The 24,895-nt window shown below is 73.0% G+C and carries 20 protein-coding genes; 7 read left to right on the top strand and 13 right to left on the bottom strand.

Annotated features, from left to right (window positions below; all coding sequences use genetic code 11):
- Positions 1-12: 12 nt before the first annotated feature.
- A complete protein-coding gene (locus ACZ3X1_RS17585; RefSeq protein WP_467280179.1) occupies positions 13-795 on the bottom strand; it encodes a (Fe-S)-binding protein in 783 nt (260 codons plus the stop codon).
- Between the two features lie 18 nt (positions 796-813).
- On the opposite strand from ACZ3X1_RS17585, the gene cobF reads away from it, so the two are divergent.
- A complete protein-coding gene (gene cobF / locus ACZ3X1_RS17580; protein ID WP_356809896.1) occupies positions 814-1,566 on the top strand; it encodes a precorrin-6A synthase (deacetylating) in 753 nt (250 codons plus the stop codon).
- Here cobF and ACZ3X1_RS17575 read toward each other — a convergent pair.
- Together ACZ3X1_RS17575 and ACZ3X1_RS17570 are read right to left on the bottom strand one after the other, a co-directional pair.
- Positions 1,553-2,776, bottom strand: a complete 1,224-nt coding sequence (locus ACZ3X1_RS17575) for an aminotransferase class V-fold PLP-dependent enzyme (protein WP_467280178.1) — start codon at positions 2,774-2,776, stop codon at positions 1,553-1,555. The two genes, cobF and ACZ3X1_RS17575, sit on opposite strands and share 14 nt — an antisense overlap.
- Positions 2,777-2,888: 112 nt before the next feature.
- The gene (locus ACZ3X1_RS17570) at positions 2,889-4,559 is read right to left on the bottom strand and encodes a glycoside hydrolase family 71 protein (RefSeq protein WP_467280177.1); all 1,671 of its coding nucleotides are present in this window, start codon (positions 4,557-4,559) and stop codon (positions 2,889-2,891) included.
- Positions 4,560-5,218: 659 nt separating this feature from the next.
- Between ACZ3X1_RS17570 and ACZ3X1_RS17565 the strand changes: the two genes are divergently transcribed.
- Complete coding sequence (locus ACZ3X1_RS17565; RefSeq protein WP_356809902.1) at positions 5,219-5,689, top strand: hypothetical protein; 471 nt, start codon at positions 5,219-5,221, stop codon at positions 5,687-5,689.
- A 158-nt stretch (positions 5,690-5,847) separates the two neighbouring features.
- Here ACZ3X1_RS17565 and ACZ3X1_RS17560 read toward each other — a convergent pair whose 3' ends face one another.
- The 7 genes from ACZ3X1_RS17560 to ACZ3X1_RS17530 all read right to left on the bottom strand — a co-directional run bounded on the left by ACZ3X1_RS17560 (position 5,848) and on the right by ACZ3X1_RS17530 (position 13,080).
- On the bottom strand, positions 5,848-8,067 hold the full coding sequence (locus tag ACZ3X1_RS17560) for an NADP-dependent isocitrate dehydrogenase (RefSeq protein WP_356809904.1): 2,220 nt from the start codon (positions 8,065-8,067) through the stop codon (positions 5,848-5,850).
- Between the two features lie 222 nt (positions 8,068-8,289).
- Complete coding sequence (locus ACZ3X1_RS17555) at positions 8,290-8,643, bottom strand: DUF805 domain-containing protein (RefSeq protein ID WP_053630303.1); 354 nt, start codon at positions 8,641-8,643, stop codon at positions 8,290-8,292.
- Between the two features lie 289 nt (positions 8,644-8,932).
- On the bottom strand, positions 8,933-9,742 hold the full coding sequence (locus ACZ3X1_RS17550) for a chitosanase (RefSeq protein ID WP_467280318.1): 810 nt from the start codon (positions 9,740-9,742) through the stop codon (positions 8,933-8,935).
- 132 nt (positions 9,743-9,874) lie between these two features.
- Positions 9,875-10,456 carry a GNAT family N-acetyltransferase gene (locus tag ACZ3X1_RS17545; RefSeq protein ID WP_467280176.1) on the bottom strand — a complete coding sequence of 194 codons (582 nt, stop codon included), beginning with the start codon at positions 10,454-10,456 and terminating at the stop codon, positions 9,875-9,877.
- Between the two features lie 87 nt (positions 10,457-10,543).
- A complete protein-coding gene (gene corA / locus ACZ3X1_RS17540) occupies positions 10,544-11,626 on the bottom strand; it encodes a magnesium/cobalt transporter CorA (RefSeq protein ID WP_467280175.1) in 1,083 nt (360 codons plus the stop codon).
- 121 nt (positions 11,627-11,747) lie between these two features.
- A complete protein-coding gene (locus ACZ3X1_RS17535; protein WP_356809912.1) occupies positions 11,748-12,140 on the bottom strand; it encodes a TOBE domain-containing protein in 393 nt (130 codons plus the stop codon).
- Between the two features lie 31 nt (positions 12,141-12,171).
- The gene (locus ACZ3X1_RS17530; protein ID WP_362623170.1) at positions 12,172-13,080 is read right to left on the bottom strand and encodes a LysR family transcriptional regulator ArgP; all 909 of its coding nucleotides are present in this window, start codon (positions 13,078-13,080) and stop codon (positions 12,172-12,174) included.
- Between the two features lie 69 nt (positions 13,081-13,149).
- Between ACZ3X1_RS17530 and ACZ3X1_RS17525 the strand changes: the two genes are divergently transcribed.
- The 3 genes from ACZ3X1_RS17525 (at position 13,150) to ACZ3X1_RS17515 (ending at position 16,176) form a co-directional block, all read left to right on the top strand.
- Entirely contained in the window at positions 13,150-13,773 is a 624-nt protein-coding gene (locus ACZ3X1_RS17525) for a LysE/ArgO family amino acid transporter (RefSeq protein WP_467280174.1), read from the top strand.
- Between the two features lie 174 nt (positions 13,774-13,947).
- On the top strand, positions 13,948-14,943 hold the full coding sequence (locus ACZ3X1_RS17520) for an NUDIX hydrolase (RefSeq protein ID WP_467280173.1): 996 nt from the start codon (positions 13,948-13,950) through the stop codon (positions 14,941-14,943).
- A gap of 42 nt (positions 14,944-14,985) precedes the next feature.
- Positions 14,986-16,176, top strand: coding sequence for an MFS transporter (locus ACZ3X1_RS17515; protein WP_356809920.1), 1,191 nt, complete (start codon positions 14,986-14,988; stop codon positions 16,174-16,176).
- 164 nt (positions 16,177-16,340) lie between these two features.
- On the opposite strand, the gene ACZ3X1_RS17510 is transcribed toward ACZ3X1_RS17515, so the two are convergent.
- From ACZ3X1_RS17510 to ACZ3X1_RS17500, 3 genes are all read right to left on the bottom strand, one after another.
- Entirely contained in the window at positions 16,341-17,786 is a 1,446-nt protein-coding gene (locus tag ACZ3X1_RS17510; protein ID WP_356809922.1) for a glyceraldehyde-3-phosphate dehydrogenase, read from the bottom strand.
- Positions 17,787-17,913: 127 nt separating this feature from the next.
- Complete coding sequence (locus tag ACZ3X1_RS17505; RefSeq protein WP_467280172.1) at positions 17,914-19,581, bottom strand: phospholipase D family protein; 1,668 nt, start codon at positions 19,579-19,581, stop codon at positions 17,914-17,916.
- Positions 19,578-20,723 carry a PP2C family protein-serine/threonine phosphatase gene (locus ACZ3X1_RS17500; protein WP_467280171.1) on the bottom strand — a complete coding sequence of 382 codons (1,146 nt, stop codon included), beginning with the start codon at positions 20,721-20,723 and terminating at the stop codon, positions 19,578-19,580. The genes ACZ3X1_RS17505 and ACZ3X1_RS17500 overlap by 4 nt, the downstream gene beginning before the upstream one ends.
- A 216-nt stretch (positions 20,724-20,939) precedes the next feature.
- On the opposite strand from ACZ3X1_RS17500, the gene ACZ3X1_RS17495 reads away from it, so the two are divergent.
- Both ACZ3X1_RS17495 and ACZ3X1_RS17490 read left to right on the top strand, forming a co-directional pair.
- Complete coding sequence (locus tag ACZ3X1_RS17495) at positions 20,940-21,908, top strand: cyclase family protein (protein ID WP_356809928.1); 969 nt, start codon at positions 20,940-20,942, stop codon at positions 21,906-21,908.
- Positions 21,909-22,040: 132 nt separating this feature from the next.
- Positions 22,041-24,890, top strand: coding sequence for a SpoIIE family protein phosphatase (locus tag ACZ3X1_RS17490; protein ID WP_467280170.1), 2,850 nt, complete (start codon positions 22,041-22,043; stop codon positions 24,888-24,890).
- The last annotated feature ends 5 nt before the right edge of the window (positions 24,891-24,895 follow it).

Genomic DNA, 24,895 nt, shown 5'->3' with positions numbered 1-24,895 from the left:
ATGTGCCACCGGTCACGGCAGGGGACCCTCCTCCTCGGTCGCGGCGAGGATCTCGGCGAGGTGCAGGATGCGGTGCGGGGTGCGGTGCGCTGTGCCCGGCGGTGTGTCCGCCCGGCGCAGGAGGCCGTCGAGGTGGGCGAGGCAGGAGTTGTCGGCGCCGCACAGCACCTCGGCTCCGGTGGCGGCCGCGGAGGCGATCTTGTCGGCGCCCATGGCGGCGGAGACGTCCGGGTTCTTGACGGCGAAGGTGCCTCCGAATCCGCAGCACTCCTCGGCGCCCGGCAGCTCGGCCAGCCGCAGGCCCCTGACGGCGGCGAGCAGCCGCCGGGGCCGGTCCCCCAGTCCCAGGCCGCGCAGGCCGTGGCAGGAGGGGTGATAGGTGACGGTGTGCGGAAAGTACGCGCCCACGTCGGTCACGCCGAGTACGTCGATGAGGAACTCGGTGAGCTCGTACACGCGCGGCGCCAGCGAGCGTGCCGCCTCCGCCAGGTCGGCGCCCCGCCCCTCCCGTTCCGCCTTCCGGCCGATCCGCGGGTAGTGCTCACGGAGCATCGCGGCGCAGGAGCCGGAGGGGGTGACCACGTACTCGTAGCCGGCGAAGGCCGCCGCAGTGCGCCGCAGCAGCGGTTCCGTCTCGTGCCGGTAGCCCGTGTTGTACTGCGGCTGCCCGCAGCAGCTCTGGCCCGCGGGGAAGTCCACGTGGACGCCGAGGCGCTCCAGGAGGCGTACGACGGCGATGCCGGTCCGCGGGTACAGCGCGTCGTTGACGCAGGTGACGAACAGGGCGACAGGCATGGTGGGCACAATAGCCGGGTGAAGAAGTTCTCAGTGATCGGCATAGGCGCGGGCGACCCGGACCATCTGACCCTCCAGGCGGTCAGGGCGATCGGCGCGGCGGACGCATTCCTCATTCTGGAGAAGGGCGAGGAGAAGGCGGATCTGACCGGGCTGCGGCGCGCGATGCTCGACGCGCACGCCCGCCCCGGCCACCGGCTCGTGGAGGGCCGCGACCCGGACCGGGACCGGACGCCCGCCGACTACACCCCGACGGTGGACGGCTGGCGCAGTGCGAGGGCCGAGCTCTTCGAGCGGTTCATCGCGGAGGACCTGGCGGACGGCGAGACCGGGGCGTTCCTGGTGTGGGGCGACCCGTCGCTCTACGACTCCACGCTCGCGATCCTCGACGAGGTGCTGGAGCGCGGACGGGTGGCCTTCGAGCACGAGGTCGTCCCCGGCATCAGCAGCGTCTCCGCGCTGCTGGCACGCCACCGGACCAACCTGAACCGGGTCGGGCGGCCGGTCCAGATCACCACCGGGCGCCGGCTGGCCGAGGGGTGGCCGGCCGACGTGGACGACGTGGTGGTGATGCTGGACGCCCGGCACGCCTTCACCGCCCACCTGGACCAGGACCTGTACATCTACTGGGGGGCCTACGTGGGCACCCCGGACGAGATCCTGGTGCAGGGCAGGCTGGCGGAGGTCGCGGGGCGGATCGAGGAGCTCCGGACGGAGGCCCGTGCCCGCAAGGGCTGGATCATGGACACCTACCTGCTCAGGCGCGCCTGAGGTACGCCGGGAGGGCGGCGGCGAGGCGTTCGTACTCCTCGGGCCGGTTGTAGATCTGCCCGCAGATCCGGATGCCGCCGCCGCCCGGCCAGGGCCAGATCAGCACCCGGATGCGCTCGCGCGCCGCGATCTCCTCGCGCAGCGCGCGGGCGTCGTCCGGGGTCTCGGCGACGCCGGGCGGCAGGCGCAGGGTGCGCATGGCGAGGCCGGCGGTGTGCGGGAGCTGCGTGAGCCCGGGGATCCGGGCGAGCAGCGCGGCGCCGTGCGCGGCGAGGGCGCTGTTGTGGGCCCGGAGCTTGGCCGCGTCGAGGGTTTCGATGAGGTCGAGTCCCTCGGGGGCGGCGAGCCAGCCGGTGTAGTCGGCGGTGGCGCGGTTCTCGACGGAGCGCGGGAATCCGTGCCCGTCCTCCCAGGAGGGTACGAGCGCCCGAATCCGGTGGCGGTGCTGCGGGGCGACCGCGAGCAGGGCGGTACCGGACGGGGCGTAGCCCCATTTGTGCAGGTTGCCGAACCAGAAGTCGGCGCCGCCGGCGAGCGGGTCGGCGAGCATGCCCGGGGCGTGGGCACCGTCGACGACGGTGGTGACGCCGCGCTCGCGCAGTGCGGCGAGGAGCCGGGGCGAGGCGATGATCCGGGCGGTGGGCGAGCTGACGTGGTCGAGGACGGCGACCCGGGTCCGTGGCGTCACCGCGGCCAGCACGGCCTCCCGTACGGCGTCCTCGTCGGGCAGGGCCGGGTCCAGGGCGACGGTGGTGACCGGGGCGCGGCGGGCGGCGGCCGCGGTGACGGTGCCGTAGCCGTGGTCGCTGACCAGGATCTCGTCACCGTCGGCGAGCGGGACGGCGTCGAGGGCGAGGTTGGCGCCCTCGGTGGCGTTGGCGATGAAGGCGAGGCCGTCGGGGTCTGTGGCGAGGTGCGCGGCGATCCGGGCGCGGGCCTGTTCGAGGCGGTCCGGTACGGCGATGAAGAACGCGTCGGGGTCGGCGTGCACCTCGGCGCGCAGCGCGGCCTGGGCCTCCTGGACGGGCACGGGGACCGCGCCGAAGGAGCCGTGGTTGAGGTGGGCGACGCCCGGGTCCAGGCGGAACAGGGCGGGTCCGCCGGGGAACTCGCCGGGCCCCTCCCCCACCGGTTGCCCCGCGGGCGGCTCGGCCCACCGCCCTGCGGGCGGCTCGGCGGGGCGGTCTGCGGGGCGTGTCGTCTCGGTCACGGGACCTCCGGGGTGCGGCGCGGCTGTCGCCCGGATCATCCCCCGCCGCCTCCGGCCCTGGGAACACCGCCTCCACGCACCCCGGCCGCACCCGTACGGCGCCGCCCCGGGGCTACGGTCTGCGGCCGCTGGTCGCCGCGTAGTACTGCAGGTCCTGGACCTCCACCTTGGGCTCCACCCGGTACGGGAGGTCGACCTCCGCCGACGCCTTTCCGTCCCGCGTGACGTGGGCCGAGCTGGTGCCGGCCTTCAGCGGCAGCAGTTTGGAATGGATCCCGGCGGGGGCGTCGTGACTGCCTCGGGCCGTGCCGACCGTCGTGCGCACGACCGCCGGTCGGGTGAGGAAGCTGAGCACCTCCACCGTGTCCCGGGACGGGGCGCTCCCCTTGCGCAGCGACATCACCAGCGACTGGTCGCCGGTCGGGTCGGCGTCCGCGAACTGCGTGCGTGCGCTGAGGTACAGCGTGTCCCGGACGATCTCCGGCCAGCCGCCCGTCTTGAACCGGGTCAGGTAGTACGAGGTCAGGTCGAGGTAGGCGTGGCCGTTGTGCAGGGACGGCGCGAACTGGCTGCCCTCGGAGTAGTCGTTCCAGGTGGTGAGCTGGACCCAGTCGGCGTCGTCCTCGATGGCCCGCGTCCATGTGGCGCGCAGGGTGGCGGTGTTGCCGGCCTCGTCGTAGATGCCCTGGTTGGGGCGGGCGTCCTGGACCGAGACGGGCTGCATCCAGATCTTGCCCATGCCGTGGGCCCGTTGGACGTCGCGCGTGGAGCTCTCCTGGCCGACGTAGCTGCGGCTGCCCCATTCGGAGAAGCCGTAGCTGATCGGGGCGAAATCGCCGCCGTGTGCGCCGAAGTCGAGGAAGAGCGGTACGAAGGCGGTGCGGATGCCGTGGTCGGCCTTGAGGACGCGGATGACCTCGGTCCACCAGGCCACGTTCTTCGCCTCCGCCTTGAAGGGGGAGACGACGAGGCGGCCGTCGGGGAGCCGGTGCGCGGCGGAGGCGTCGGCGAGCGTGGCGATCGCCTCGGCGAGGACGCGCGGGTCGTCGGTCTTCAGCGAGGTCATGTCCGGCATCAGCATGATCTTGAAGGCCGGGTCCACCGAACGGGCCGCTGCCATCAGCAGGTTCGAGCGGTCCCAGTTCTTGCCGGAGAAGGAGAGCAGGTCGAGGGTGAAGCCGTCGATGCCGGCGGCCCGGGCGGTGCGCACCTCCTGCTGGAGGTTGGCGTATTCCCAGTCGCCGGTCTTGGGTGCCACGGGCAGGGGGCGGTCGCGCAGCAGGCCGCCGTACCGGCCGTGTTTGCCGCTCTCCCCGTCGGGGTCGAGGTAGTTGCGGGTGTAGTAGTCGTTGTCCGCGTTCGCGTTGTCGAGGGATAGCGGGTACGGGGTGAAGTAGTGGGCGAACACCAGCTTCTTGCCGGCTTCGCCGGCGCGGAGGGCGGCCGGCGGGGGCATGTCGAAGGGCAGGGCCCCGGCGGGCCGCCCGGCCCCGGAGTCCACCGCGCCCTTGGGATTGCCCTTGCCCGCCGCGCCGTTGGCGGGCGGCGGGCTCTGCTCCGGCTGCGCGGAGGCGGCCGGGCCGGTGTCGCCGGACGCTGAGCCGGGCCCGGCGGCCTGCGGGGCTGCGGGGCCGTGGGCGGTGGCGTTCTGCGCGGGGGTGCCGCCGAGCGGGTCCCAGGCGATGCCGGTGGCAGCGCAGACGCCGACGAGGAGGAAGGCGGACAGCAGCAGGGCCAGCAGCGGCCGGCCGCCGCGCACGGCCGGCCGCCGCCGGTGCGACACGGGTCGCGCCGCCCGCTCCGCTCCGCGCGTTCTTCGTCGTGCTCGCCGGTCCGTGCGCCGGTCCGCTGTCATTCTGGCCCCTCCCGCGAATATGCCCCGGTGGGGCTGGACAGCAGTAGAGCCCATTACCGGCTTCCGGACAACCGTTCCCAGGGGCCGGGGTCGGACGTGCCGTGGCACTCCACCGTGTGCGGGACCGGTGCGCCGCCTCCGGCGCGCCCGGAGGAAGGCGACGGTGGCCTTGCGGTACGCGAGGCGGCTCATCCAGGTGCGCTGCCCGGGGTCGGCGTGGTGCCGGAGGCCGGGCTCCCGTTTGCCGAGGAGCTCGGACTCCCCCCGTGTGTGCGAGGCACCCACGCCCGGGCGCGGTTGCCACTCGAAACGGCTCATCGGGCCGTCGTAGGGGCCGACGGGCCGAGCGGGGGACCGCGGGTACGGTCCCCGTTCGGCCCGGCCCGTACGCGCACACCGTAGTTCGACCGCCGACGGCGGCTCCGGGATGCCCCCGCGTGGGCCTGACCTGGGCGGCAGCGGACCCCCTGATCGGAATGCGACATTCCCCTAGCGATACGGCGCAAGTGGCGCATAATCAGCGTCACACGGCCGAAAGATCCCTGCAGCCACGGCCGCGCTGGGTCACGCATGCGATGGGGGGCATCGTGCCGATGAGGGAATCGGGGTCGACCGGACGGCTCCCGGCCACGTCCGCCGAGATGTCCCGGCTGCTCACCGCCGTCCGGCGGGGCCGGGTGCTGACCGTGGCGGGCGGTTTCCGCGAGCCGCGGAGCCTGCTGGTGCGCGAGATCGCGCGACGGCTCGCGTCCAACTTCTACGACGGGGTGGCGGTCGTCGACCTCGACCCGCTCGAGGGCGGCTACGGAGTCCGCGAACTGACGGCCGAACTGGGCTCCGTGCCCGGCGTGCCCGCACCGCCCTGCGGGACGACGACGTACGCCGCGTCGTGGCTGGCCGAGCGGGACATGCTGCTCGTCCTGGACGGTACCGAGCAGCTCGGCCAGGATGCCGTGGCCTGGCTGCGCAAGCTGCTGGCCGTGGCGCCCGGGCTGCGGATCCTGGCGGCCGGCCGGTCCCCGCTGGCGTTCGACCAGGAACGCATCCACCGTATCTGAGCGCCGCTCAGGACGATGCCGCGCAGGACGATGCCGCTCCGACCGGTGTCCGTGACGCCATCCGCTTTCCGAACCTGCGGGCGCGGGGCGGCGGGCCCGCAGACGGGTCCGCCCCGGCCGGGCACGGGGCCGGCCGGGGCGGAGCGCGTCAACGGGTGTCAGCCGAGGAGGCCGAGCGCCTCGTTGAGGGTCGCGGACGGCCGCATGATCGCCGCGGCCTTCGTGGCGTCGGGCCGGTAGTACCCGCCGATCTCGGCCGGGGAGCCCTGCACCGCGATGAGCTCGGCGACGATGGCCTGCTCGCGCTCGGCGAGGGTCTTGGCGAGCGGCTCGAAGGCCGCGGCCAGCTTCGGGTCGTCGATCTGCCGGGACAGCTCCTGCGCCCAGTACAGGGCGAGGTAGAAGTGGCTGCCGCGGTTGTCGATGCCGCCCAGCTTGCGGCTCGGCGACTTGTCCTCGTTGAGGAAGGTGCCGGTCGCGCGGTCCAGGGTGTCGGCCAGCACCTGGGCGCGGGCGTTGCCGGTGGTGACCGCGAGGTGCTCGAAGCTGGCGGCCAGCGCGAAGAACTCGCCCAGGCTGTCCCAGCGCAGGTAGTTCTCCTTGACCAGCTGCTGGACGTGCTTCGGGGCGGAGCCGCCGGCGCCCGTCTCGAAGAGGCCGCCGCCGTTCATGAGCGGGACGACCGACAGCATCTTGGCGCTGGTGCCCAGCTCCAGGATCGGGAAGAGGTCGGTCAGGTAGTCGCGCAGCACGTTGCCGGTCACCGAGATGGTGTCCTCGCCGCGGCGGATGCGCTCCAGGGAGAAGGCGGTGGCCTCGACCGGGGAGAGGATCTTGATGGTCAGACCCTCGGTGTCGTGGTCGGCCAGGTACGTCTTGACCTTGGCGATCAGCTGCGCGTCGTGCGAGCGGTTCTCGTCCAGCCAGAAGACGGCCGGGGCGCCCGTGGCGCGGGCGCGGGTGACGGCGAGCTTGACCCAGTCCTGGATCGGCAGGTCCTTGGTCTGGCAGGCGCGGAAGATGTCGCCGGCGGCGACCTCCTGCTCCAGGACCGTGTTGCCCTCGGCGTCGACGACGCGGACGGTGCCCGCGGCGGCGATCTCGAAGGTCTTGTCGTGGCTGCCGTACTCCTCGGCCTTCTGGGCCATCAGGCCGACGTTCGGCACCGAGCCCATGGTGGAGGGGTCGAAGGCGCCGTTGGCGCGGCAGTCGTCGACGACGACCTGGTAGACACCGGCGTAGCTGCTGTCCGGGAGGACGGCGAGGGTGTCGGCCTCGTTGCCGTCGGGGCCCCACATGTGGCCCGAGGTGCGGATCATGGCCGGCATGGAGGCGTCGACGATGACGTCGGACGGCACGTGCAGGTTGGTGATGCCCTTGTCGGAGTCGACCATGGCGAGGGCCGGGCCCTCGGCGATCTCGGCGTCGATGGAGGCCTTGATCGCGTCGCCGTCGGGCAGGGCGCCCAGGCCGTTCAGGATGGCGCCGAGGCCGTCGTTGGGCGAGAGGCCGGCGGCGGCGAGGGTCTCGCCGTAGCGGGCGAAGGTCTTCGGGAGGAAGGCGCGGACCACGTGGCCGAAGATGATCGGGTCGGAGACCTTCATCATCGTGGCCTTGAGGTGCACGGAGAACAGGACGTCCTCGGCCTTGGCACGCTCGATCTGGTCGTTGAGGAAGGTGCGCAGCGCGTCCACGTGCATGACGGACGCGTCGACGACCTCGCCGGCGAGGACCGGTACGGACTCGCGCAGCACGGTGACGGCGCCGTCGGCGGCGACGTGCTCGATGCGCAGGGTGCCGGCCTCGGCCATGACGGCGGACTTCTCGGTGGAGCGGAAGTCGTTCTCGCCCATGGTGGCGACGTTCGTCTTCGACTCGGGGACCCAAGCGCCCATGCGGTGCGGGTGCGTCTTGGCGTAGTTCTTGACCGAGCCGGGGGCGCGGCGGTCGGAGTTGCCCTCGCGCAGGACCGGGTTGACGGCGCTGCCCTTGACCTTGTCGTAGCGGGCGCGGACGTCGCGCTCCTCGTCGGTCTTCGGGTCGTCCGGGTAGTTGGGGAGGGCGTAGCCCTGGCCCTGGAGCTCGGCGATCGCGGCCTTCAGCTGCGGGATCGAAGCCGAGATGTTCGGAAGCTTGATGATGTTGGCTTCCGGGGTCTTCGCCAGCTCGCCGAGCTCGGCGAGGGCGTCGGCGATCCGCTGGCTCTCCTCGAGGTACTCGGGGAACAGGGCGATGATCCGACCGGCCAGGGAGATGTCACGGGTCTCGACATTCACACCGGCCGTCGACGCGTAGGCCTGGATCACAGGCAGGAAGGAATACGTCGCGAGGGCCGGGGCCTCGTCAGTGTGCGTGTAGATGATGGTCGAGTCAGTCACCGGATGCTCCGCTCCACAGTCTGCGTCTCTCGTCTGCAACATTGCTCGACATCAAGATATCTCGTGATCGGGGCGGTCAGCACAGCCCCCGGCCGCCAGTCGGCGAGACGCACGTCACGCGGGCTCCGGCGGCCCCCGGAAACGGCGAGAGCGCCGCCCACGGCTGTTTCCAGCCGGGGCGACGCTCTCGCGATCAGGCCGCGATCGGGCCTGCGCGCCTGATCAGGCGGCGAGGACCTTCGGGTTCTGGCCGTACTGGTTCGGCTGCTGCTCACCGGCGGTGGCCAGCAGGACGATCAGCCAGATGAAGCCGACGAGCGGCACGAAGTTGATGAGGACCCACCAGCCGGACTTGCCGGTGTCGTGCAGGCGGCGCACGGTCACGGCGAGGTTCGGAAGGAGGGTGCCCACCATGTACAGGAGGTACAGCCACGGGGACGTGCCGATCACGGCGTCCAGGATCGCGACCACGATGATGGCGGCAACCTGGAAGAGGAAGAACATCCAGTACTCCTGGCGGCGCGCGCGGCCGGAGAAGTCGGCGTACTTCTTCAGAACGTCGAGGTAGTAGTTCACGGGTCCCCCCAGAGGACGGTTGGTTCGGCCCGTCCTGCTGGAGCAAGCCGGGGCAGAACTTATGCCCCCCTTACGTCGGGGTCAAGCCACTTGCGGGGAAGCCAAATCGGCCGGACCGCCCGATTTCCGGCACTGGAGTTACGCGTTCGGGACACGACCGCGGCGCCATGTCCCCGGACGTCCGAATCGTCCGCACGAGAGGCCTACTTGACACCCCGGGCACCACCCGGATCGTTATTCACATCGTTACCGCGTCGCGACACCGCCGACCGCCCGCCGGCCGATGCCGTCAGCCGATGTGGAAGGAGTCGCCGTAGACCTTCCAGTCGAGCGGCGTGTCGAGGTTCAGGTTGCCCTTCCCGAGGAAGACCCGCTGCGCGGTGTCGACCCGGCTGGTGTCGCTGTGCGCCTCTTCCTGCTTCATCGCCCAGACCCGGGCGTCGAGGAAGGCGTGCAGCCAGGTGGTCTCGCTGCCGCCCCGGGAGGGGGGCTTGGCCTTGGACAGGGCGCGCGCCCGGATGTTGCGGAAGCTGGTGGAGTCGGTGCCGTCGCCGTGCATCACGATGGCGTCGTAGTAGATGAACTGGCCCAGGACACCGACCCCGTCCGACTTGCCCTGCTTGACGGAGGGGTTGAAGTAGACCCGGTCGCGCTCGCGGTCCTGGGCCTTCTTGAACGCGGCGTCCTGGGCGGCCTTCACCCAGTCCCTGGGGAAGTTCGGGTCGAGTCCGGCGTGCGAGTCGCTGCCGTCGACCTCGCGCAGGGCCGGCAGGTACTTGGCGAGGACGTTGCCCGGCTTGACCTTCGTGTAGTGCTCGACGAGGTCGAGCATGTCGCCGGTGCCGGAGCAGAAGCCGATGATGCCGGCGGTGTAGCCGCGGCCGTCACCTATGTCCTCGATGTACTTGTACTGCGCCTTCCAGTCCAGCGAGGAGTTCTCCGCACTGGAGACGATCTTCATGGCGATCTCCTTCTTCGCCGGATCGTCGAGCCCCGCGGCAGCCGCCGCGTGGGCGGGGGCGGGCGGCGCCGCGGTGGCGTGGGCGGCGACGGGTACGGCGAGGAGCGCACTGCCGAGCAGGGCTCCGGCCGCCAGCATCTTGCGGTGGGGGGTGAACACAAGGCCTCCATGTGGGGGGAGTTGAGGCGTCCCGGCTTCGTTAGGAAACTTTACTACCAGAGCTGACGGTGACTCAAGGCCCGTGCCGCTCCCGGAAATCGCCCCTTCCGCTCAGCCCCGCCGCAGCAGACGGTCCGTCAACTTACGCTTGGCAGCCGGCCATTCCGGCCGTGTGATGCTGTAGACGGCGGTGTCCCTGATGTGGCCGTCGCGCATCACCATGTGATGGCGCAGTACTCCCTCCTGGGTGGCGCCGAGTCCGGCGATCGCCGCCCGCGACCTGGCGTTGCGCACATCGGTGAGGAGCTCGACCCGGTTCATGCCCATTTCCTCGAACGCGTGGGTGAGCATGAGGAGTTTGGCCTCGGTGTTCAGCCCGGTCCCCTGCCGGGACGCCCCGAGGAAGGTGAAGCCGATCTCCAGCCGCCGGAACGGGGTGCTGATCGCCATCAGCCGCGTGGAGCCGACTATCGCGCCGGTCGCGAGGTCCACGGTCGCGTACGGGATCTGGGTGCCCGCCTCGCGCGCCGCCAGCGCGTCCTCGATGAAGGCCCGTATGCCGTCCGGGTGCGGGACGATCGTCACCGGGAGCTCCCACAGGTTCCCGTCCCGCACCGCATCGCACAGTCCGTCGTGGTGCCGGTGCGCCAGCGGCTCCAGCCGTACCTTCTCACCGAGCAGTTCGCGTTCCATGGGCGTGTGCCGTCCGCTCTGTCGATCTCCGAATGACAGGCGGACCTTACTCGGGGGGTGCTCCCCTCCTCGCCGGGTTTTCCGGGATCAGAGCCAGCCGTTGCGGCGGAAGCCCCGGTGGATGACGAAACAGGCGAGCGTCATGACGCCGAGGACGAGCGGGTAGCCGTAGGTCCAGTGCAGTTCCGGCATGTGGTCGAAGTTCATGCCGTAGACCCCGCAGACCATGGTGGGGACGGCCACGATCGCCGCCCACGCCGTGATCTTGCGCATGTCCTCGTTCTGGGCGACCGTCACCTGCGCGAGGTGGGCCTGGAGGATGGAGTCCAGGAGGTTGTCGTAGGCGCCGATCTGCTCGGTGGCCCTGGTCACGTGGTCCGCCACGTCCCTGAAGTACGCGCGGATCTCCGGCGGGATGACCGGTATCGGCTGCGTGGCCAGCTGCTGGAGCGGGCGGCTCAGCGGGGCCACCGCCCGCCGCAGCTCCAGGAGTTCGCGCTTGAGCTGGTAGATCCGGCCGGCGTCGCCGCGGCCGCCGTTCTCGCTGAACACCGCGGTCTCGACGGCGTCTATGTCGTTCTGCACGGCGTCCGTGACGGCCGTGTAGTCGTCGACCACGTGGTCGGCGATCGCGTGCAGGACCGCCGCGGGCCCCCTGAGCAACTGGTCGGGGGCGGCCTCCAGCTCCTCGCGCACCGGCCCGAGGGTGCCTCGGCCGCCGTGCCGGATGGTGATGACGAAGTCATGGCCGGTGAAGGCCATCAGCTCGCCGGTCTCCACGACCTCACTGGTCGCGGTCAGTTCCTCGTGCTCGACGTAGCGCACGGTCTTGAAGACGGAGAAGAGGGTGTCGCCGTAGCGCTCCACCTTGGGGCGCTGGTGCGCGTTCACGGCGTCCTCGACGGCGAGGGGGTGCAGGCTGAACAGTTCCGCGAGCCCGGCGAGCTCGGACTGCGCCGGCTCGTGCAGGCCGATCCAGACGAAGCCGTCGCCCGTCTTGCGGACCCGGCGCAGCGCCTCCTCGGCCTCGGCGCAGTCCTCCTGCCGTACGCCGTCGCGGTAGACCAGGCAGTTGACCACCGCGCTGCCGAGCGGGGAGCGGGCGGGGTGGCTGAGGTCGACGGCCCGCCGGTAGCCGCGGCGCACGGCCCGGCGCAGGTTGCTGAACATGGACAACGCGTACTCCCCTTCGGCGGATCAGCGGCCAGTCTGCCATCGCCGGCCGGACCGCCCGTGCCCGGGCTCACGGCCCGGCCCCCGGCGCACCGCCCGGCAGCTCCGGGGCGGGGCCTCAGACGCGGTCGATGAACACGCTGGTCGACTTCACCCGCGCCGTGGCCCGCGCGCCCACCTCCAGGCCGAGCTCCTCCACCGCCTCCCGGGTCAGCAGCGACACGATGCGGTGCGGGCCGGCCTGGATCTCCACCTGCGCGTCGACGGTGCCCAGCTTCACACGGGTGACGATCCCCGGGAAGGCGTTGCGCGCCGAGGTGTGGGCGGCCTCCTCGCCTTCGGCACCCTCCTGCGCGGCCTCGACGCAGAACGCGGCCAGGTCCGGCCCGTCCACCATCCTGCGGGTGCCCTCGCGGCGGGTGGGGAAGCGTTCGGCGTCCGCCCAGCGCCGGGCGGTGTCGATGCTGACGCCGAGCAGCCGGGCGGCCTGGCCGATCGTGTAGGACTCCATGGTCGGCAAGCCTATGCGCCGGTCCGGGCGATCACGTCGAAGGGCTGCGCAGCGCCTCCGCGGCCGCCTGCGCAACCGTCTCGGCCACCAGCGACAGGGCCGGTGAGTCCAGCTTCCACTGCTGCCAGTACAGCGGTACGTCCAGCGGCCGCCGGGGCACCACCAGCACCAGTTCCCCCGCCCGCACCAGCGGGCCGGCCTGCTGCTCGGGCACCAGCCCCCACCCGAGCCCGGCGACGACCGCGTCGCGGAAGCCCTCCGACGTCGGCACGTGGTGCCGCACCCGCCCCGCCCCGGCCGCCCCGTCCCCGGTCAGCGAGCGGACGAAGGCGTCCTGGAGGTCGTCCTTGCGGTCGAAGACGATCGTCGGCGCCTCCCGCAGGTCCCGCTCCGGCGCGCCCGTCAGGTACCGGGCGGCGAAGGCGGGGCTGGCCGTCGGCAGGTACCGGGCCAGTCCCAGCATCCGTACGCTGCACCCGGCCACGGGGTCCGGGGAGGAGGTCACCGCGGCCATCGCCTGCCCCTCGCGCAGCAGCGTGGTCGTGTGCGACTCGTCCTCGCGGTGCAGCTCGATGCAGATCGGCGGGTCCTGGGGGACCCTCGTCAGCGCCGGCAGGAACCACGTCGCGAGGGAGTCGGCGTTCACCGCGATCGGCAGCCGCACGGGGCCCCGCTCGTCGGCCATGCCCAGCTCGGCGCGCGCGTCCCGCTCCAGCCTGGCCAGCTGCCGGGCGAAGCGGACCACCACCTCGCCGGATTCCGTCGCCCGCACCGGCTTCGTCCGCATCAGGAGCACCCGGCCGGTGCGCTGTTCGAGGGCCTTGACGCGCTGGCTGACCGCCGACGGCGTCACGTGCAGGGCGGCCGCCGCCGCGTCGAAGGTGCCCTCGTCGACCACGGCGAGGAGGGTGCGTACCTGGTCCAGGGGAAGCTCGTCCATCACGAGCGCTAATGGTACGTAAAAATCTTTAGCTGTACTGAAAGCTCCTGGCTGCCTACGGTCGGACCCATGACACACGGCATCACCACCGCGGCCCTGGCGGGCTTCGGCACCGGACTCTCCCTCATCGTCGCCATCGGCGCGCAGAACGCCTTCGTCCTCCGGCAGGGCGTGCGCCGTCACGCGGTCCTCGCCGTGGTCGCCATCTGCGCCGTCTCCGACGCGCTCCTCATCGCCCTCGGCGTGGCCGGTGTCGGGGCGTTCGTGACCGCCTGGCCCGCCGCTCTGACCGTCGTGGGGCTGGCCGGGGGCGCCTTCCTCGTCTGCTACGGGGTGCTCGCCGCGCGCCGGGTGCTGCGGCCCGTCCCCGGCGCCGCCCTCACCGCGGAGGGAGCGGCCTCCCCATCCGCCCGCCGGGCCGTACTGACCTGCCTGGCCATGACCTGGCTCAACCCGCACGTCTACCTCGACACCGTTCTTCTCGTCGGATCCCTCGCCGCCGACCGCGGCGACCTGCGCTGGGCCTTCGGCGTCGGGGCCGGCCTGGCCAGCCTGGCCTGGTTCGCCGGCCTGGGCTACGGGGCCCGGCTGCTGAGCGGCATGCTCGCCCGCCCCTCGGCCTGGCGGATCATGGACGGCCTCGTCGCGGCGACGATGGTCACCATGGGCGGCCTCCTCCTGTCCCGCGCGTAGCCCCTCCCGGGGGGCAGCAGACAAGAACGGCGAGTCGCCAGGCCGCCGGGCCGCAGGTCGGCAGGGATGGGGTGTGTCGGTGGCCGGCCGGCGGGCTTCGCATGTCGGCGGTGGGGGCGGGCGGGCGAAGCGGCATAGTGCTCCTGCCGACGACCCGAGTCCCAGGAGCCCGCCGTGCCCGAACGCCCCTCCCCCGCCCGGCCCGCGCCGCTCGTGGCCGCCACCGGGATCGTCCTGGACACCCGCGGGCGGGTCCTCGTAGTGACCGCCCCGTCCCTCACGGAGGACCTGCCGGGCGGCACGGTCGAGGTGACCGAGACGCCGGAGCAGGGGCTGGCCCGCGGCCTGCGGGAGGGGCTGGGTCTCGCCGTGCCGGTCGGCCGGCTGCTGGCGGTGGACTCGCGGCCGCCCGGCCCGCCCGGCCCGCCCGGCCGCTCCCTGATCGTGCACGTCCACCTCGTGGGACCGCTCGCGCCCCAGGAGGCCGCGGCCCTCACGGGGGCGCGCTGGCTGCGTCCGGAGGAGGCCTGCGCGGTCCTGCCCGCCCGGGTCGCGCCCCGGCTGCGCGCCGGACTGGCCGCCCTGCACACCGGCTCCTTCGCCCACCTGGTCGACGGTGTGCCCCAGCCGGGCTCGCCCGCCGGTCTGGATCCGGCCCGGCGGGCGGCCCTGGAGCACGCGGGCGAACTCGACGCGGCCAGCCACCGGGCCAACAGGCCGAAAGCCCTGACCGCGGCGAGCGTGCTGTTCACCGACGCCGACGGCGGGATCCTGCTGGTGCAGCCCGCGTACGGCCGCACCGACCGCTGGAACCTGCCGGGCGGCGGCATCGACAGCGACCTCGGCGAGATCCCGCGGGCCGCCGCCCGGCGGGAGGTCCGCGAGGAGCTCGGCCTCGACCTGGCCCCCGGCCGCCTGCTCGCCGTGAACTGGTCGCACAAGCCCGGCCGTCCGGCCCGCATCCGCTTCCTCTACGACGGCGGCGTCCTCGACGCCCCGACCCTCGCCCGGATCCGGCTGGACCCCACCGAGCTCCTCCAGTGGCGCACCGTCCCGCGCGAGGAACTCCCCGCCCTGGTCAAGGGCGCCCTCCGGCGCCAGATCACCGCCTGCCTCGACGCCCGGGCGAGCGGCGCCGGCCCGCTGGAACTCCACGCGGGCCGCCCCTGACCCGCCCTGCGGGGCCGCGGAGCCCGGGTTACCGTCGGCGGCATGGACGGTGATCGCGGAGGGTGGCGCCAGTGCTTGCTCAGCGGGGCGGTGTTCGCCGTGTGCATGGCCGGCACCACGCTGCCGACCCCGCTCTACGGCCTCTACCAGGAGAAGTTCGGGTTCTCCGAGCTGGTGGTGACCGTCGTGTACGCCGTGTACGCCTTCGGGGTGATCGGCGTGCTCCTGCTGGCGGGCAACGCCTCGGACGCCGTCGGCCGGCGGCCGGTGCTCCTGGCCGGCCTGGGGTTCTCCGCGGCCAGCGCCGTCTGTTTCCTGTGCGCCACCGCGATGGGATGGCTGTACGCCGGACGGCTGCTGTCGGGACTGTCCGCCGGACTGTTCACCGGAGCCGCCACGGTCTACGTGATGGAACTCGCGCCGCCCGGCGGGGCCTCCCGGGCCACGTTCGTGGCGACGGCCGCCAACATGGGCGGGCTGGGCTGCGGGCCCCTCCTCGCCGGTGTGCTCGCGCAGTACGCCCCCTGGCCGCTGTACCTGCCGTTCGCCGTGCACCTGCTCCTGGTCGCCGTCTCCGCCGCCGTCGTGCTGGGGCTGGACGAGACCGTACGGGAGCGGCGTCCGCTGAGCACCGTACGGCCGCAGCGGCCCGGCGTGCCCCCACAGGTGCGGTCGGTGTTCGGGCCCGCGGCGATCGCCGCGTTCGCGGGCTTCGCGCTGTTCGGGGTGTTCACCTCGGTCAGTCCGGCCTTCCTCGCGCAGTCCCTCGACGTGACCGATCACGCCGTGAGCGGGCTGGTCGTCGCGCTGGCCTTCTTCGCCTCGACGGCCGGACAGCTGGCCGTGGGCCGGGTCGGGGTGGGGCGGTCGCTGCCGCTGGGCTGCGCGGGGCTGCTCGCCGGGCTGGCGCTGCTCGCGGGCGCTCTGGTGTGGGACCTGCTGGCGCTGGTGGTGGCGAGCGCGCTGGTCGGCGGGGTCGGGCAGGGGCTGGCGTTCCGCGGGGCGCTGTCGGCGGTGGCCGCGGCCTCGCCGCCGGACCGGCGCGCGGCGGTGGTCTCGACGCTGTTCGTCGTGGCCTACGCGGGCATTTCCGTACCCGTGATCGGCGTCGGACTGCTCGTGGACCCGATCGGCCTGGAGGGCGCCGGGCTGGTGTTCATCGTCTGCATGGCCGCCCTGGTCGGGGCCGCCGCCGTCTACCTGCTGCGGCGGCCGGTGCCCGCGGACGCCTGAGCGGGCAGGCAGGCGGGAGGACCGGCGGGCGGGAGGACCGGCGGGCGGGAGGACCGGCGGGCGGGAGGACCGGCGGGGGACCGAGGGGGGCCGGGGGCGACGAACACCGCCGCCCCGCGGCGCGGGAGCGGCGGGGCGGCGGTGCGTACGCGGGTCGGGCGGGATCAGACCGCCGGAACCGGGTAGGTCGGGTACTCCACGCCTGAGACGTGCTGGACGACGCGGATGACCTGGCACGAGTAGCCGAACTCGTTGTCGTACCAGAGGTAGAGGATCGCGTTGTCGCCGTCGACCTTGGTCGCGCCGGCGTCGACGATGGACGCGTGGCGCGAGCCGACGAAGTCCATGGAGACGGCGTCGGGAGCGGTGGTGAAGTCGATCTGGCGCTTGAGCGGGGAGTTCAGCGAGACGTCGCGCAGGTAGTCGAGGACTTCCTCGCGGGTGGTCTCGCGGCCCAGGCGCAGGCTGAGGATGGCGATCGAGACGTCCGGGACGGGGACGCGGATCGAGCTGCCGGTGATCGGCGCCTTGAGGTCGGGCAGCGCCTTCGCGACGGCGGAGGCGGCGCCGGTCTCGGTGATGACCATGTTCAGCGGCGCGGAGCGGCCGCGGCGGTCGGCCTTGTGGTAGTTGTCCAGCAGGTTCTGGTCGTTCGTGAACGAGTGGACGGTCTCGACGTGGCCGCGCAGGACGCCGTACTCGTCGTCCATGGCCTTCAGCGGCGGGACGATCGCGTTGGTGGTGCAGGACGCGCAGGACAGGACCCGCTCGTCCGGCTTGACGGTGTCGTGGTTGACGCCGTGCACGATGTTCGGGACGTCGCCCTTGCCCGGGGCGGTCAGGACGACCTTGTCGATGCCGGGACGCAGGTGCTTGGACAGTCCCTCGCGGTCGCGCCACTTGCCCGTGTTGTCGATGAGGATGGCGTCCTTGATGCCGTACGCCGTGTAGTCGACCTCGGAGGGGTCGTTGGCGTAGATCACCTTGATCGCGTTGCCGTTGGCGACGATGGTGCTGTTGGCCTCGTCCACGGTGATCGTGCCCTGGAACTGGCCGTGGATCGAGTCGCGGCGCAGCAGCGAGGCACGCTTGACCAGGTCCTGGTCGCCGCCGCCGCGGACGACGATGGCCCTCAGTCGCAGGCCCTTGCCGGAGCCGGCCTTCTCGATGAGCAGGCGGGCGACCAGGCGGCCGATGCGGCCGAAGCCGTACAGGACGACGTCGCGGCCGCCGCTGCGCTCCAGCTTGTTCTCGCCCGTGGCGCCGGCGACGGCCTGGGCGGTGAACTCCTCCACCGACAGGCCGTGGTCGTCGGCCTTGTACGTGGCGGCGAGCATGCCGAGGTCGATCTGCGAAGGACCGAGGTCGAGCGCGGTGAGCGCCTGCAGGAACGGCATGGTCTCGGTGACCGACAGCTCCTCGCCGTCGATCTGCCGGGCGAAGCGGTGGGTCTTGAGGATGCTGACCACCGATTTGTTCACCAGGGAGCGGCTGTGGAGCAGGATGTTGACGTCCCGCTCCCGGTGCAGCTTCCCGATGATCGGGATCATCGCCTCCGCGATCTCCTCGCGGTGGTTCCAGTTGGTGAACGAGTCCTCGTTGACAGTCACAGGCTTTATCTTTCGAGCTAGGCGGCGCTCATATGCTAACCCCACCACTCATTGGCCGCTTAAGGGGTACCCGCCCACGGGGACGGCGCCCCGGTTTGCCGGTGTTCACCCCGGTACGGGTCCCCGATCAGAACCGCTTGCGCAACCTCAGCCCCATCGGGCGGCCGTCGGGGTCGACCAGGACCCGGTGCAGCGGGCGGGCCAGCAGTTTTCGCCCCGCGGGCAGGGCCGGAGGACCGTAGCGGCGCAACCGCCCGGCCGGGCGGGGGCCGCGGCGGCCGTCCTCGTACCAGGCGTCGAGCGCCGCGGCCGCCGCCCGGAAGGCCTCGAAGGCGGCGACGGGATCGCACAGCGAGCCGCCGTGCCCCTCACCGTCGGCGCCGTCCCCGTCGCCGTCTCCCTCTCCGTCGCCGTCACCGTTCCCGTCTCCGCCCGGAAGGTCCAAGTGCTCGCGCATGAGCTCCAGGCGCAGCTCACGGGCGAAGACGCGGGCGCCGTCCCCCAGGCCGCCCGGGTCCCGCGGACTGCGCGGGTCGAGGCTCTCGTCGAGGACGACGCAGCCGAGTTCGGAGTCGTGGGTCCACGAACGGAGGTTGATGTTGTCGGACCCGACCGAGGCCCACACGTCGTCGATCACGCACACCTTGGCGTGGACGTAGACGGGGGTCCCGGCATGGTTCTCCAGGCCGTACACCGCGACCCGGTCGCCGCCGGCGCGGCGCAGCTCGGCCAGCGCGTTGATCCGCCCGATCAGGTTCATCGGCAGGGTGAGCGGTCCGTCCTGGTCGGGATGGGTGGGGACGACGCCGATCATCCGCAGCTCCGGATTCCGGCGCAGCGCCTCCGCGAAGCCGGCCACCACGCGGGGCGACCACAGGTACTGGTCCTCCAGGTAGATCAGCGCCCGCGCCCGTCGCAGCGACTTGAGGTAGCCGCGGGCGATGCTGCGCTCGCCGTCGGGGGCGAAGGGGTAGCCGTGCAGCAGCCGGTTCGGGTAGGTCCGCAGCAGCTGGACGGTGTGGGTGCCGCAGGGCGCCGGATCTGCGGTCTGGGGCGGCAGCCGGTCGGCGTTGATGTCCTCGCGGTGCATCCGCTCCCGCAGGCGGGTGAGGGGGCTGCGGCTGAGCGGCGCCGGGTCGTCCCAGCGTTCGCGGAAGACGGCCTCGACGTCACCGACCACCGGCCCGCGCAGGGCGAGCTGGACGTCGTGCCACGGCGGGTGCGGCCCGTAAGGGGCGGCCAGGGGCAGCGCCTGGCGATCGCCGCGGTGCTCGGCGTCGTCGTTGCGGTTGTGGCACAGGTCGATGCCGCCGACGTACGCGACGTCCCGCTCGGGGTGGGCGCGGTGGCGCAGCACCACCAGCTTCTGGTGGTGGGAGCCGCCGGGCCGGACCCGCATGTCGAGCAGGCATTCGCCGCCAGCCCGCGCGATCTCCCGGCCGAAGTGGAGGTTCTCCTGCTCGCTGAAGTGGAGGCTGTCCAGGTGTGAGCGCCACAGCAGTCCTTTGACCATGACGCCGCGCTCGGCCGCCCGGCACAGGACCGCGCCGATCTCGGTGCCGGGCCCGTCGAGCCGCTCGTCGGGGTCGCCGCGCCAGTCGGTGAACAGGAGCAGGTCGCCCTCGTTCATCGCCTCGACGGCCGCCAGGAGCTCGGCGAAGTACGAGGCGCCGTGGACCAGCGGCCGCGCCTCGTTGCCCCAGGACCAGGCGGCGCCGTCCGCGCGCCGGTCGTCCAGGCGGGTCGCGGGGTTGCCGCGTTCGCCGCGCACCAGGAGCCACTGCACACGGGTCATCGGGCCGGGCCTCCGCGTTCGTCCCGCCGGTCGACGAGGATCATCGCCACGTCGTCCGCCAGCCGGTCCTCGGTGTGGCGCACCAGTGCCCGGCACAGCCGGTCCAGGAACTCCCGGGGCCCGCGGTCGGGCAGCGCCTCCATGGCCTCCGGCAGGGCGAAGAAGGCGTTGTCCCGGTCGCGGGCCTCGTTGACTCCGTCGGTGTGGAGCAGCAGGCGGTCGCCGGGCAGGAAGGCATAGCTGTCCCGGGTGCCGGGCGGGCCGGCGATGAACTCGCCCAGGCCGAGCGGCGGCAGCGGAGTGCTGGGCATCAGGGCCTGCACCTTGCCGTCGCGCAGCAGCAGCGGCGGCGGATGGCCGCGATTGACCACCTCGACCACGTGCGCGTCGGGCACCTGGGCCACCACCGCGGTGACGAAGCCCTCCACGAGCGCCTCCTCGTCCACCGCCCCCGGCACGGCGGCGTCCCGGCGCATCGCCGCCTCGCAGTGCCGGATGACGTCCACCAGGTCGTCCTCGTAGTACACCGCCTCCCGGAAGGCCCCCAGGACGGCCGCGGCCGTCCGTACGGCGGGCAGGCCCTTGCCCCGTACGTCTCCGACGATCATCCGGATCCCGTACCGGGTCTCCATGGCCTCGTAGAGGTCCCCGCCGATCTGGGCGCCCTTCTCGGCCGCCACGTAGAGGCTGGCCGCGCGCAGGGGGCCCAGCCGCTCGGGTACGGGCCGCAGCAGGACCTTCTGCGCCGCGACCGCGATCCGCCGGACCTGGTTCAGCTCGGTCGCGCTGCGTGCGCGGGCCATGCGGCTGGTCGTCACGCTGGCCACCGACACCAGGAAGAGGGCGAGGAAGTTGCTGTAGACCTGCTGGTTGCCCCACGCCTGGTTGTACGTGGCCGTGGCGATGCTGACCGCCACGGCCAGGGCCGCCGCGGCGACGGTGCCCCTGGGGCCCATGGTCACCGCCGCCAGCGCCGGGGTGGCCACCAGGAAGGGCCCGGTGTACAGGACGTGTGCGGGCGTGAACTCCATGACCAGCACCAGGAGCGCGATCACGAAGGGCACGCACTCCGCGAGGACGAAGAGGACCTGGTGGTGACCGCCGCCTCCCGGTCGGGGAGAGGAGCGGATGGGCACCCGCATGCATACAGCCTGCGCCGTAGGGGCTCGTCCCCGCCACTCGCCGCGAGGCCGGGGGCCGGGGCCGGTCCGCGCCTCCGTACGGCCCAGCTTGCGGCGTCCCCGGCGTAGAGCCAGGGACCGGCGGGCATGTGCTTGCGTGCGCACACCGGGGAACGCGTCCCGGCCGTGGAGCACCGCAGCCGCACGCGCAGTTGAGGAGCAGCAGGTGAACAGCAGGTGAGCAGCAGTCCGGAGGACGGCCGCGCCGCCCCGCCGGACCCAGTCGGCCGCGGGCCCGGGGTGTCGCGCGCGGAGTTCGACTCCCTCTTCGCCTCGGTCAGCACATGGGACCGGTGGTCCCCGGCCGACCGCGGCGCCTGGAACCGGGTCACCGGGGATCACGTGCTGCGAGCCGCCGCCCTGGTGCGGTCCGGCACGACGGTGCCGCTGGGCCTGCCGTGGAACACCCGCGCCGGACCGGACAACGGCAGACCGGCCCTGCACTACATGTCCGACCTCGGCGACGTGGAGCCCGCGGAGCCCGCCACGTACAAGGACTTCCTCGCCGCCGACTACCACGGCAAGGGCGTGAGCCACCTCGACGCGCTGTCCCACGTCGCCTACCGGGGCCGGCTCTACGGCGGCCGTCCGGCGCGGGAGGCCGTCGACGCCGGGGGCGCCCGATTCGGTTCGGTGGAGGCCCTCGGCCCGCTCGTCACCAAAGGCGTGCTCCTCGACCTGCCGGCCGTCCTCGGGACGGACTGGCTGGAGCCGGGCCACGCGGTCCGCGCGCGCGACGTGCTCGCCGCTGAGCGGGCGCTCGGGGTGTCGATCGACGAGGGCTGCGCGGTGCTGCTGCGCTCCGGCCGCTTCCGGCGGCGGCGGGAACTCGGTCCCTGGGACGCCGGCGCGGCCTGCGCGGGCTTCCACGTGGACGCCGTGCCGCTGCTGGCCGAGCGCGCGATCGCCCTGCTCGGCGGCGACGGGGACAGCGACGTACGCCCCTCGCCGGTCGAGGGCGTGCACTCCCCCGTCCACGCGCTGGCGGTCGCCGCCATGGGGGTGCCGCTGCTGGACAACCTGGACCTGGAGGCCCTCTCGGCGGCCTGCGCCGAGGCGCGGCGGCACGAATTCATGATCGTCGTATCGCCGCTCCGAGTGCCCGGCGGGACGGGTTCGCCGGTCAATCCGGTCGCGGTCCTGTGATGAAGGGGCAACACTGCAAGAACGGATCTTTCCAACCATATTCATTCAAAAGGGGGGAATATACTCAACAGCACTCGCTCGGTGCGAACGTCCCGGTGCAGGCAGGCGGCACGGCAAGGGGAAGTGGTGCAGATGGGGGTCACGGGAGGCCAGATCAGCCCCGTACGCTCCCGTGAGCGGTTCCTGCTGGGCGAGTCGGTCGAGGGCAGCGTCCGCGGCCCCATCCTGAACTCGTGGATGCGCAGCCGAATGCTGGGGCTCTCACCGGAGCAGACGGACCTCCCGTACACGGACGACTTCGACCCCGACAGCCGGCTCGTCCGGGCGGCCGAACCGGTCCTCGACCAGCTCCAGTCCAGGTTCTCGGGCAGCCAGATGAACGTCTCCCTCGCCGACGGGAACGGGACCGTACTGCAGCGCCGGTTCGGGGAGCCCGCCCTGGCCGGCCGGCTGCCGCCGATCCAGAGCGTGCCCGGCTTCGTCTTCGCCGAGCGCTACGCGGGCACCAACGGCATCGGTCTCGCGCTCGCCGAGAGGCGGCTGTGCCAGGTGTACGGCGCCGAGCACTTCGCCGAGCGGTCCCAGTCGAACGCCTGCTCCGCGACGCCGATCCGCGACCAGTTCAGCGGCCACATCGTCGGCGTCCTCTGCTTCGGGTACCCGCGCAGCTACGAGGACCCGGCCCTGCCCGTCCTGGTCCGCCGGGCGGCGGAGTCCATCGAGCGGCGGCTCATGGAGCAGAGCTCGGCGCGTGAGCGCGCCCTCCTGCGGACCTACCTCGACGCCCGGCTCCGCGCCCGCGGCGGGGAGGCCGCCGACGACGGCCAGCTGATCGGACTGGACGAACTCACCGACGGCGGGCTGGACCGGCAGGACCAGATGGTCCTCAAGGCGAAGGCCACCGAGCTCATCTGCTCCCCCCAGCGGGCCGCCGTCGAGGTGTCCCTGTCCCACGGGCGCGGGGTCACCCTCCTGAGCAGCCCGGTCACGAGCACGGCCGGGGTGGAGGGCGTCGTCGTCGAGGCGGTCCTCACCGGGGACTCACCGCCGGCGCACCACCTCGCCGCCTCGAAGCCGACCGCCTCCGCCCTCGCCTCGCTGGCCCTGGCCGCCACGGAACGGGCCGAGTCGCTGCCCTGGCACCTCGCAGAGGCCTCCGCTCCGGGCAGCGCGCCGGCCGGCCCGGCCGCCGGCCAGACCGCCGGCCCGAGTCCCGGCCCGACCACCGCCGGGGACGAGGCGACCGAGGCCTCCGGCGCAGTCCGGGGCCTGGTGCTGGTGGGCGAGCCCGAGGTGGGCAAGTACGCCGTCGCCGCGCGCCGCCGCCTGGAACTGCTGGCCGAGGCCAGCACCCGGATCGGCACCACCCTGGACGTGAGCCGCACCGCCCGGGAACTCGCCGAGACGGCCGTGCCGCGCCTGGCCGACTACGTCACGGTCGACCTGGCCGGGGCCGTGCTGCGCGGCGAGGAATCCGCCGACCCGCAGGCCGAGCTGCACCGCACGGTGGTCCACGGCATCCGCGACGACTGCCCGTTCCACCCCGTCGGCCACCAGGTGCGGCTGGACCCCGGCACCCCCCACATGCGCTGCCTGCAGGGCGAGCCGGCCGTGCTGGAAACCGACCTCCAGGCCACCACTCCGGCCTGGATGCTGCCGGGCATCGAGCACGCCCGGGGGATCCTGGCCCACCAGGTGCACTCCATGATCTGCGTCCCCCTGCTCGCCCGCGGCGTACTGCTCGGCATCGCCGCCTTCTACCGCTCGCAGGACCCGGCCCCCTTCGGGGACGACGACACCCGGCTGGCCCGGGAACTGGCCGCCCGCGCCGCCCTCTGCATCGACAACGCCCGCCGCTACACCCGCGAGCACACCCTCGCCCTGGCCCTGCAGCGCAGCCTGCTCCCGCGCGGCCTCCCCGAGCAGGGCGCCGTGGAGGTCGCCCACCACTACCTGCCCGCCGAGTCCGGGGTGGGCGGGGACTGGTTCGACGTCATCCCCCTCTCCGGCACCCGCGTCGCCCTGCTGGTGGGCGATGTCGTCGGGCACGGACTGCACGCCGCCGCCACGATGGGCCGGCTGCGCATCGCGGCACGCAACTTCGCCGAGCTGGAACTGGCCCCCGACGAGCTGCTCACGCACCTGGACAACCTCCTGGTGCGCCTGGACCGCGAGGAGGACGACGCGAGCGCCACCGGCAGCAACGGCATCGTCGGCGCCACCTGCCTGTACGCCGTCTACGACCCCACCTCGCAGGTGTGCACGATGGCCCGCGCCGGCCACCCCCCGCCCGCCCTGGTCGCCCCCGACGGCAGCGTCACCTTCCCCGACCTGCCCGCCGGACCGCCCCTGGGCCTGGGCGGGCTGCCCTTCGAGACGGCCGAGATCCGGCTCCCCGAGCACAGCACGCTGGTCCTCTACACCGACGGCCTCGTGGGCGGCCGCCACCGCGACATCGACGTGGCGCTCGACCAGCTGCGCCACGCGCTGGCCCACCCGGACCGGACGGCGCAGGACACCTGCCGGGCCGTCATCGAGGCCGTGGCGCCCGAGCATCCGGGCGACGACGTCGCGCTGCTCGTCGCCCGCACCCGTACCGTGCCCGCCGACCGGATCGCCACGTGGGACCTGGCCCCGGACCCGTCCCTCGTCTCCGACGTCCGAGGAGCCGCCACCCGGCGGCTCGCCGACTGGGGGCTGGACGAACTCGCCTTCGCCGCCGAGCTGATGCTCAGCGAGCTGGTCACGAACGCGGTCCGCTACGGCAGCGAGCCCATCCAGGTGCGGCTGATCCACGACCGGACCCTGATCTGCGAGGTCTCCGACGGCAGCAGCACCGCCCCCCACCTGCGGCGGGCCGCCACGACGGACGAGGGCGGCCGCGGCCTGTTCCTCGTCGCGCAGCTCTCCCAGGCCTGGGGCGCCCGGTACACCCCCCAGGGCAAGGTCATCTGGGCCGAATGCGCCCTGGACGCGGCATGACCCGC

The organism is Streptomyces sp. NPDC023541 (assembly GCF_055559995.1).
Note: the sequence above shows the minus strand (reverse complement) of the source record. Positions and strands in the feature narration are given on the sequence as shown.

What these genes read in the sequence shown, in the direction of transcription:
- ACZ3X1_RS17585 (WP_467280179.1), bottom strand. Translation starts at nt 795, where the DNA reads ATGCCTGTCGCCCTGTTCGTCACCTGCGTCAACGACGCGCTGTACCCG.
- ACZ3X1_RS17525 (WP_467280174.1), top strand. Translation starts at nt 13,150, where the DNA reads ATGACACACGGCATCACCACCGCGGCCCTGGCGGGCTTCGGCACCGGA.
- ACZ3X1_RS17515 (WP_356809920.1), top strand. Translation starts at nt 14,986, where the DNA reads ATGGACGGTGATCGCGGAGGGTGGCGCCAGTGCTTGCTCAGCGGGGCG.
- ACZ3X1_RS17505 (WP_467280172.1), bottom strand. Translation starts at nt 19,581, where the DNA reads ATGACCCGTGTGCAGTGGCTCCTGGTGCGCGGCGAACGCGGCAACCCC.
- ACZ3X1_RS17490 (WP_467280170.1), top strand. Translation starts at nt 22,041, where the DNA reads ATGGGGGTCACGGGAGGCCAGATCAGCCCCGTACGCTCCCGTGAGCGG.
- ACZ3X1_RS17535 (WP_356809912.1), bottom strand. Translation starts at nt 12,140, where the DNA reads ATGGAGTCCTACACGATCGGCCAGGCCGCCCGGCTGCTCGGCGTCAGC.
- corA (WP_467280175.1), bottom strand. Translation starts at nt 11,626, where the DNA reads ATGTTCAGCAACCTGCGCCGGGCCGTGCGCCGCGGCTACCGGCGGGCC.
- ACZ3X1_RS17550 (WP_467280318.1), bottom strand. Translation starts at nt 9,742, where the DNA reads ATGCTGGCGGCCGGAGCCCTGCTCGGCAGTGCGCTCCTCGCCGTACCC.
- ACZ3X1_RS17530 (WP_362623170.1), bottom strand. Translation starts at nt 13,080, where the DNA reads ATGGACGAGCTTCCCCTGGACCAGGTACGCACCCTCCTCGCCGTGGTC.
- ACZ3X1_RS17500 (WP_467280171.1), bottom strand. Translation starts at nt 20,723, where the DNA reads ATGCGGGTGCCCATCCGCTCCTCTCCCCGACCGGGAGGCGGCGGTCAC.
- ACZ3X1_RS17545 (WP_467280176.1), bottom strand. Translation starts at nt 10,456, where the DNA reads ATGGAACGCGAACTGCTCGGTGAGAAGGTACGGCTGGAGCCGCTGGCG.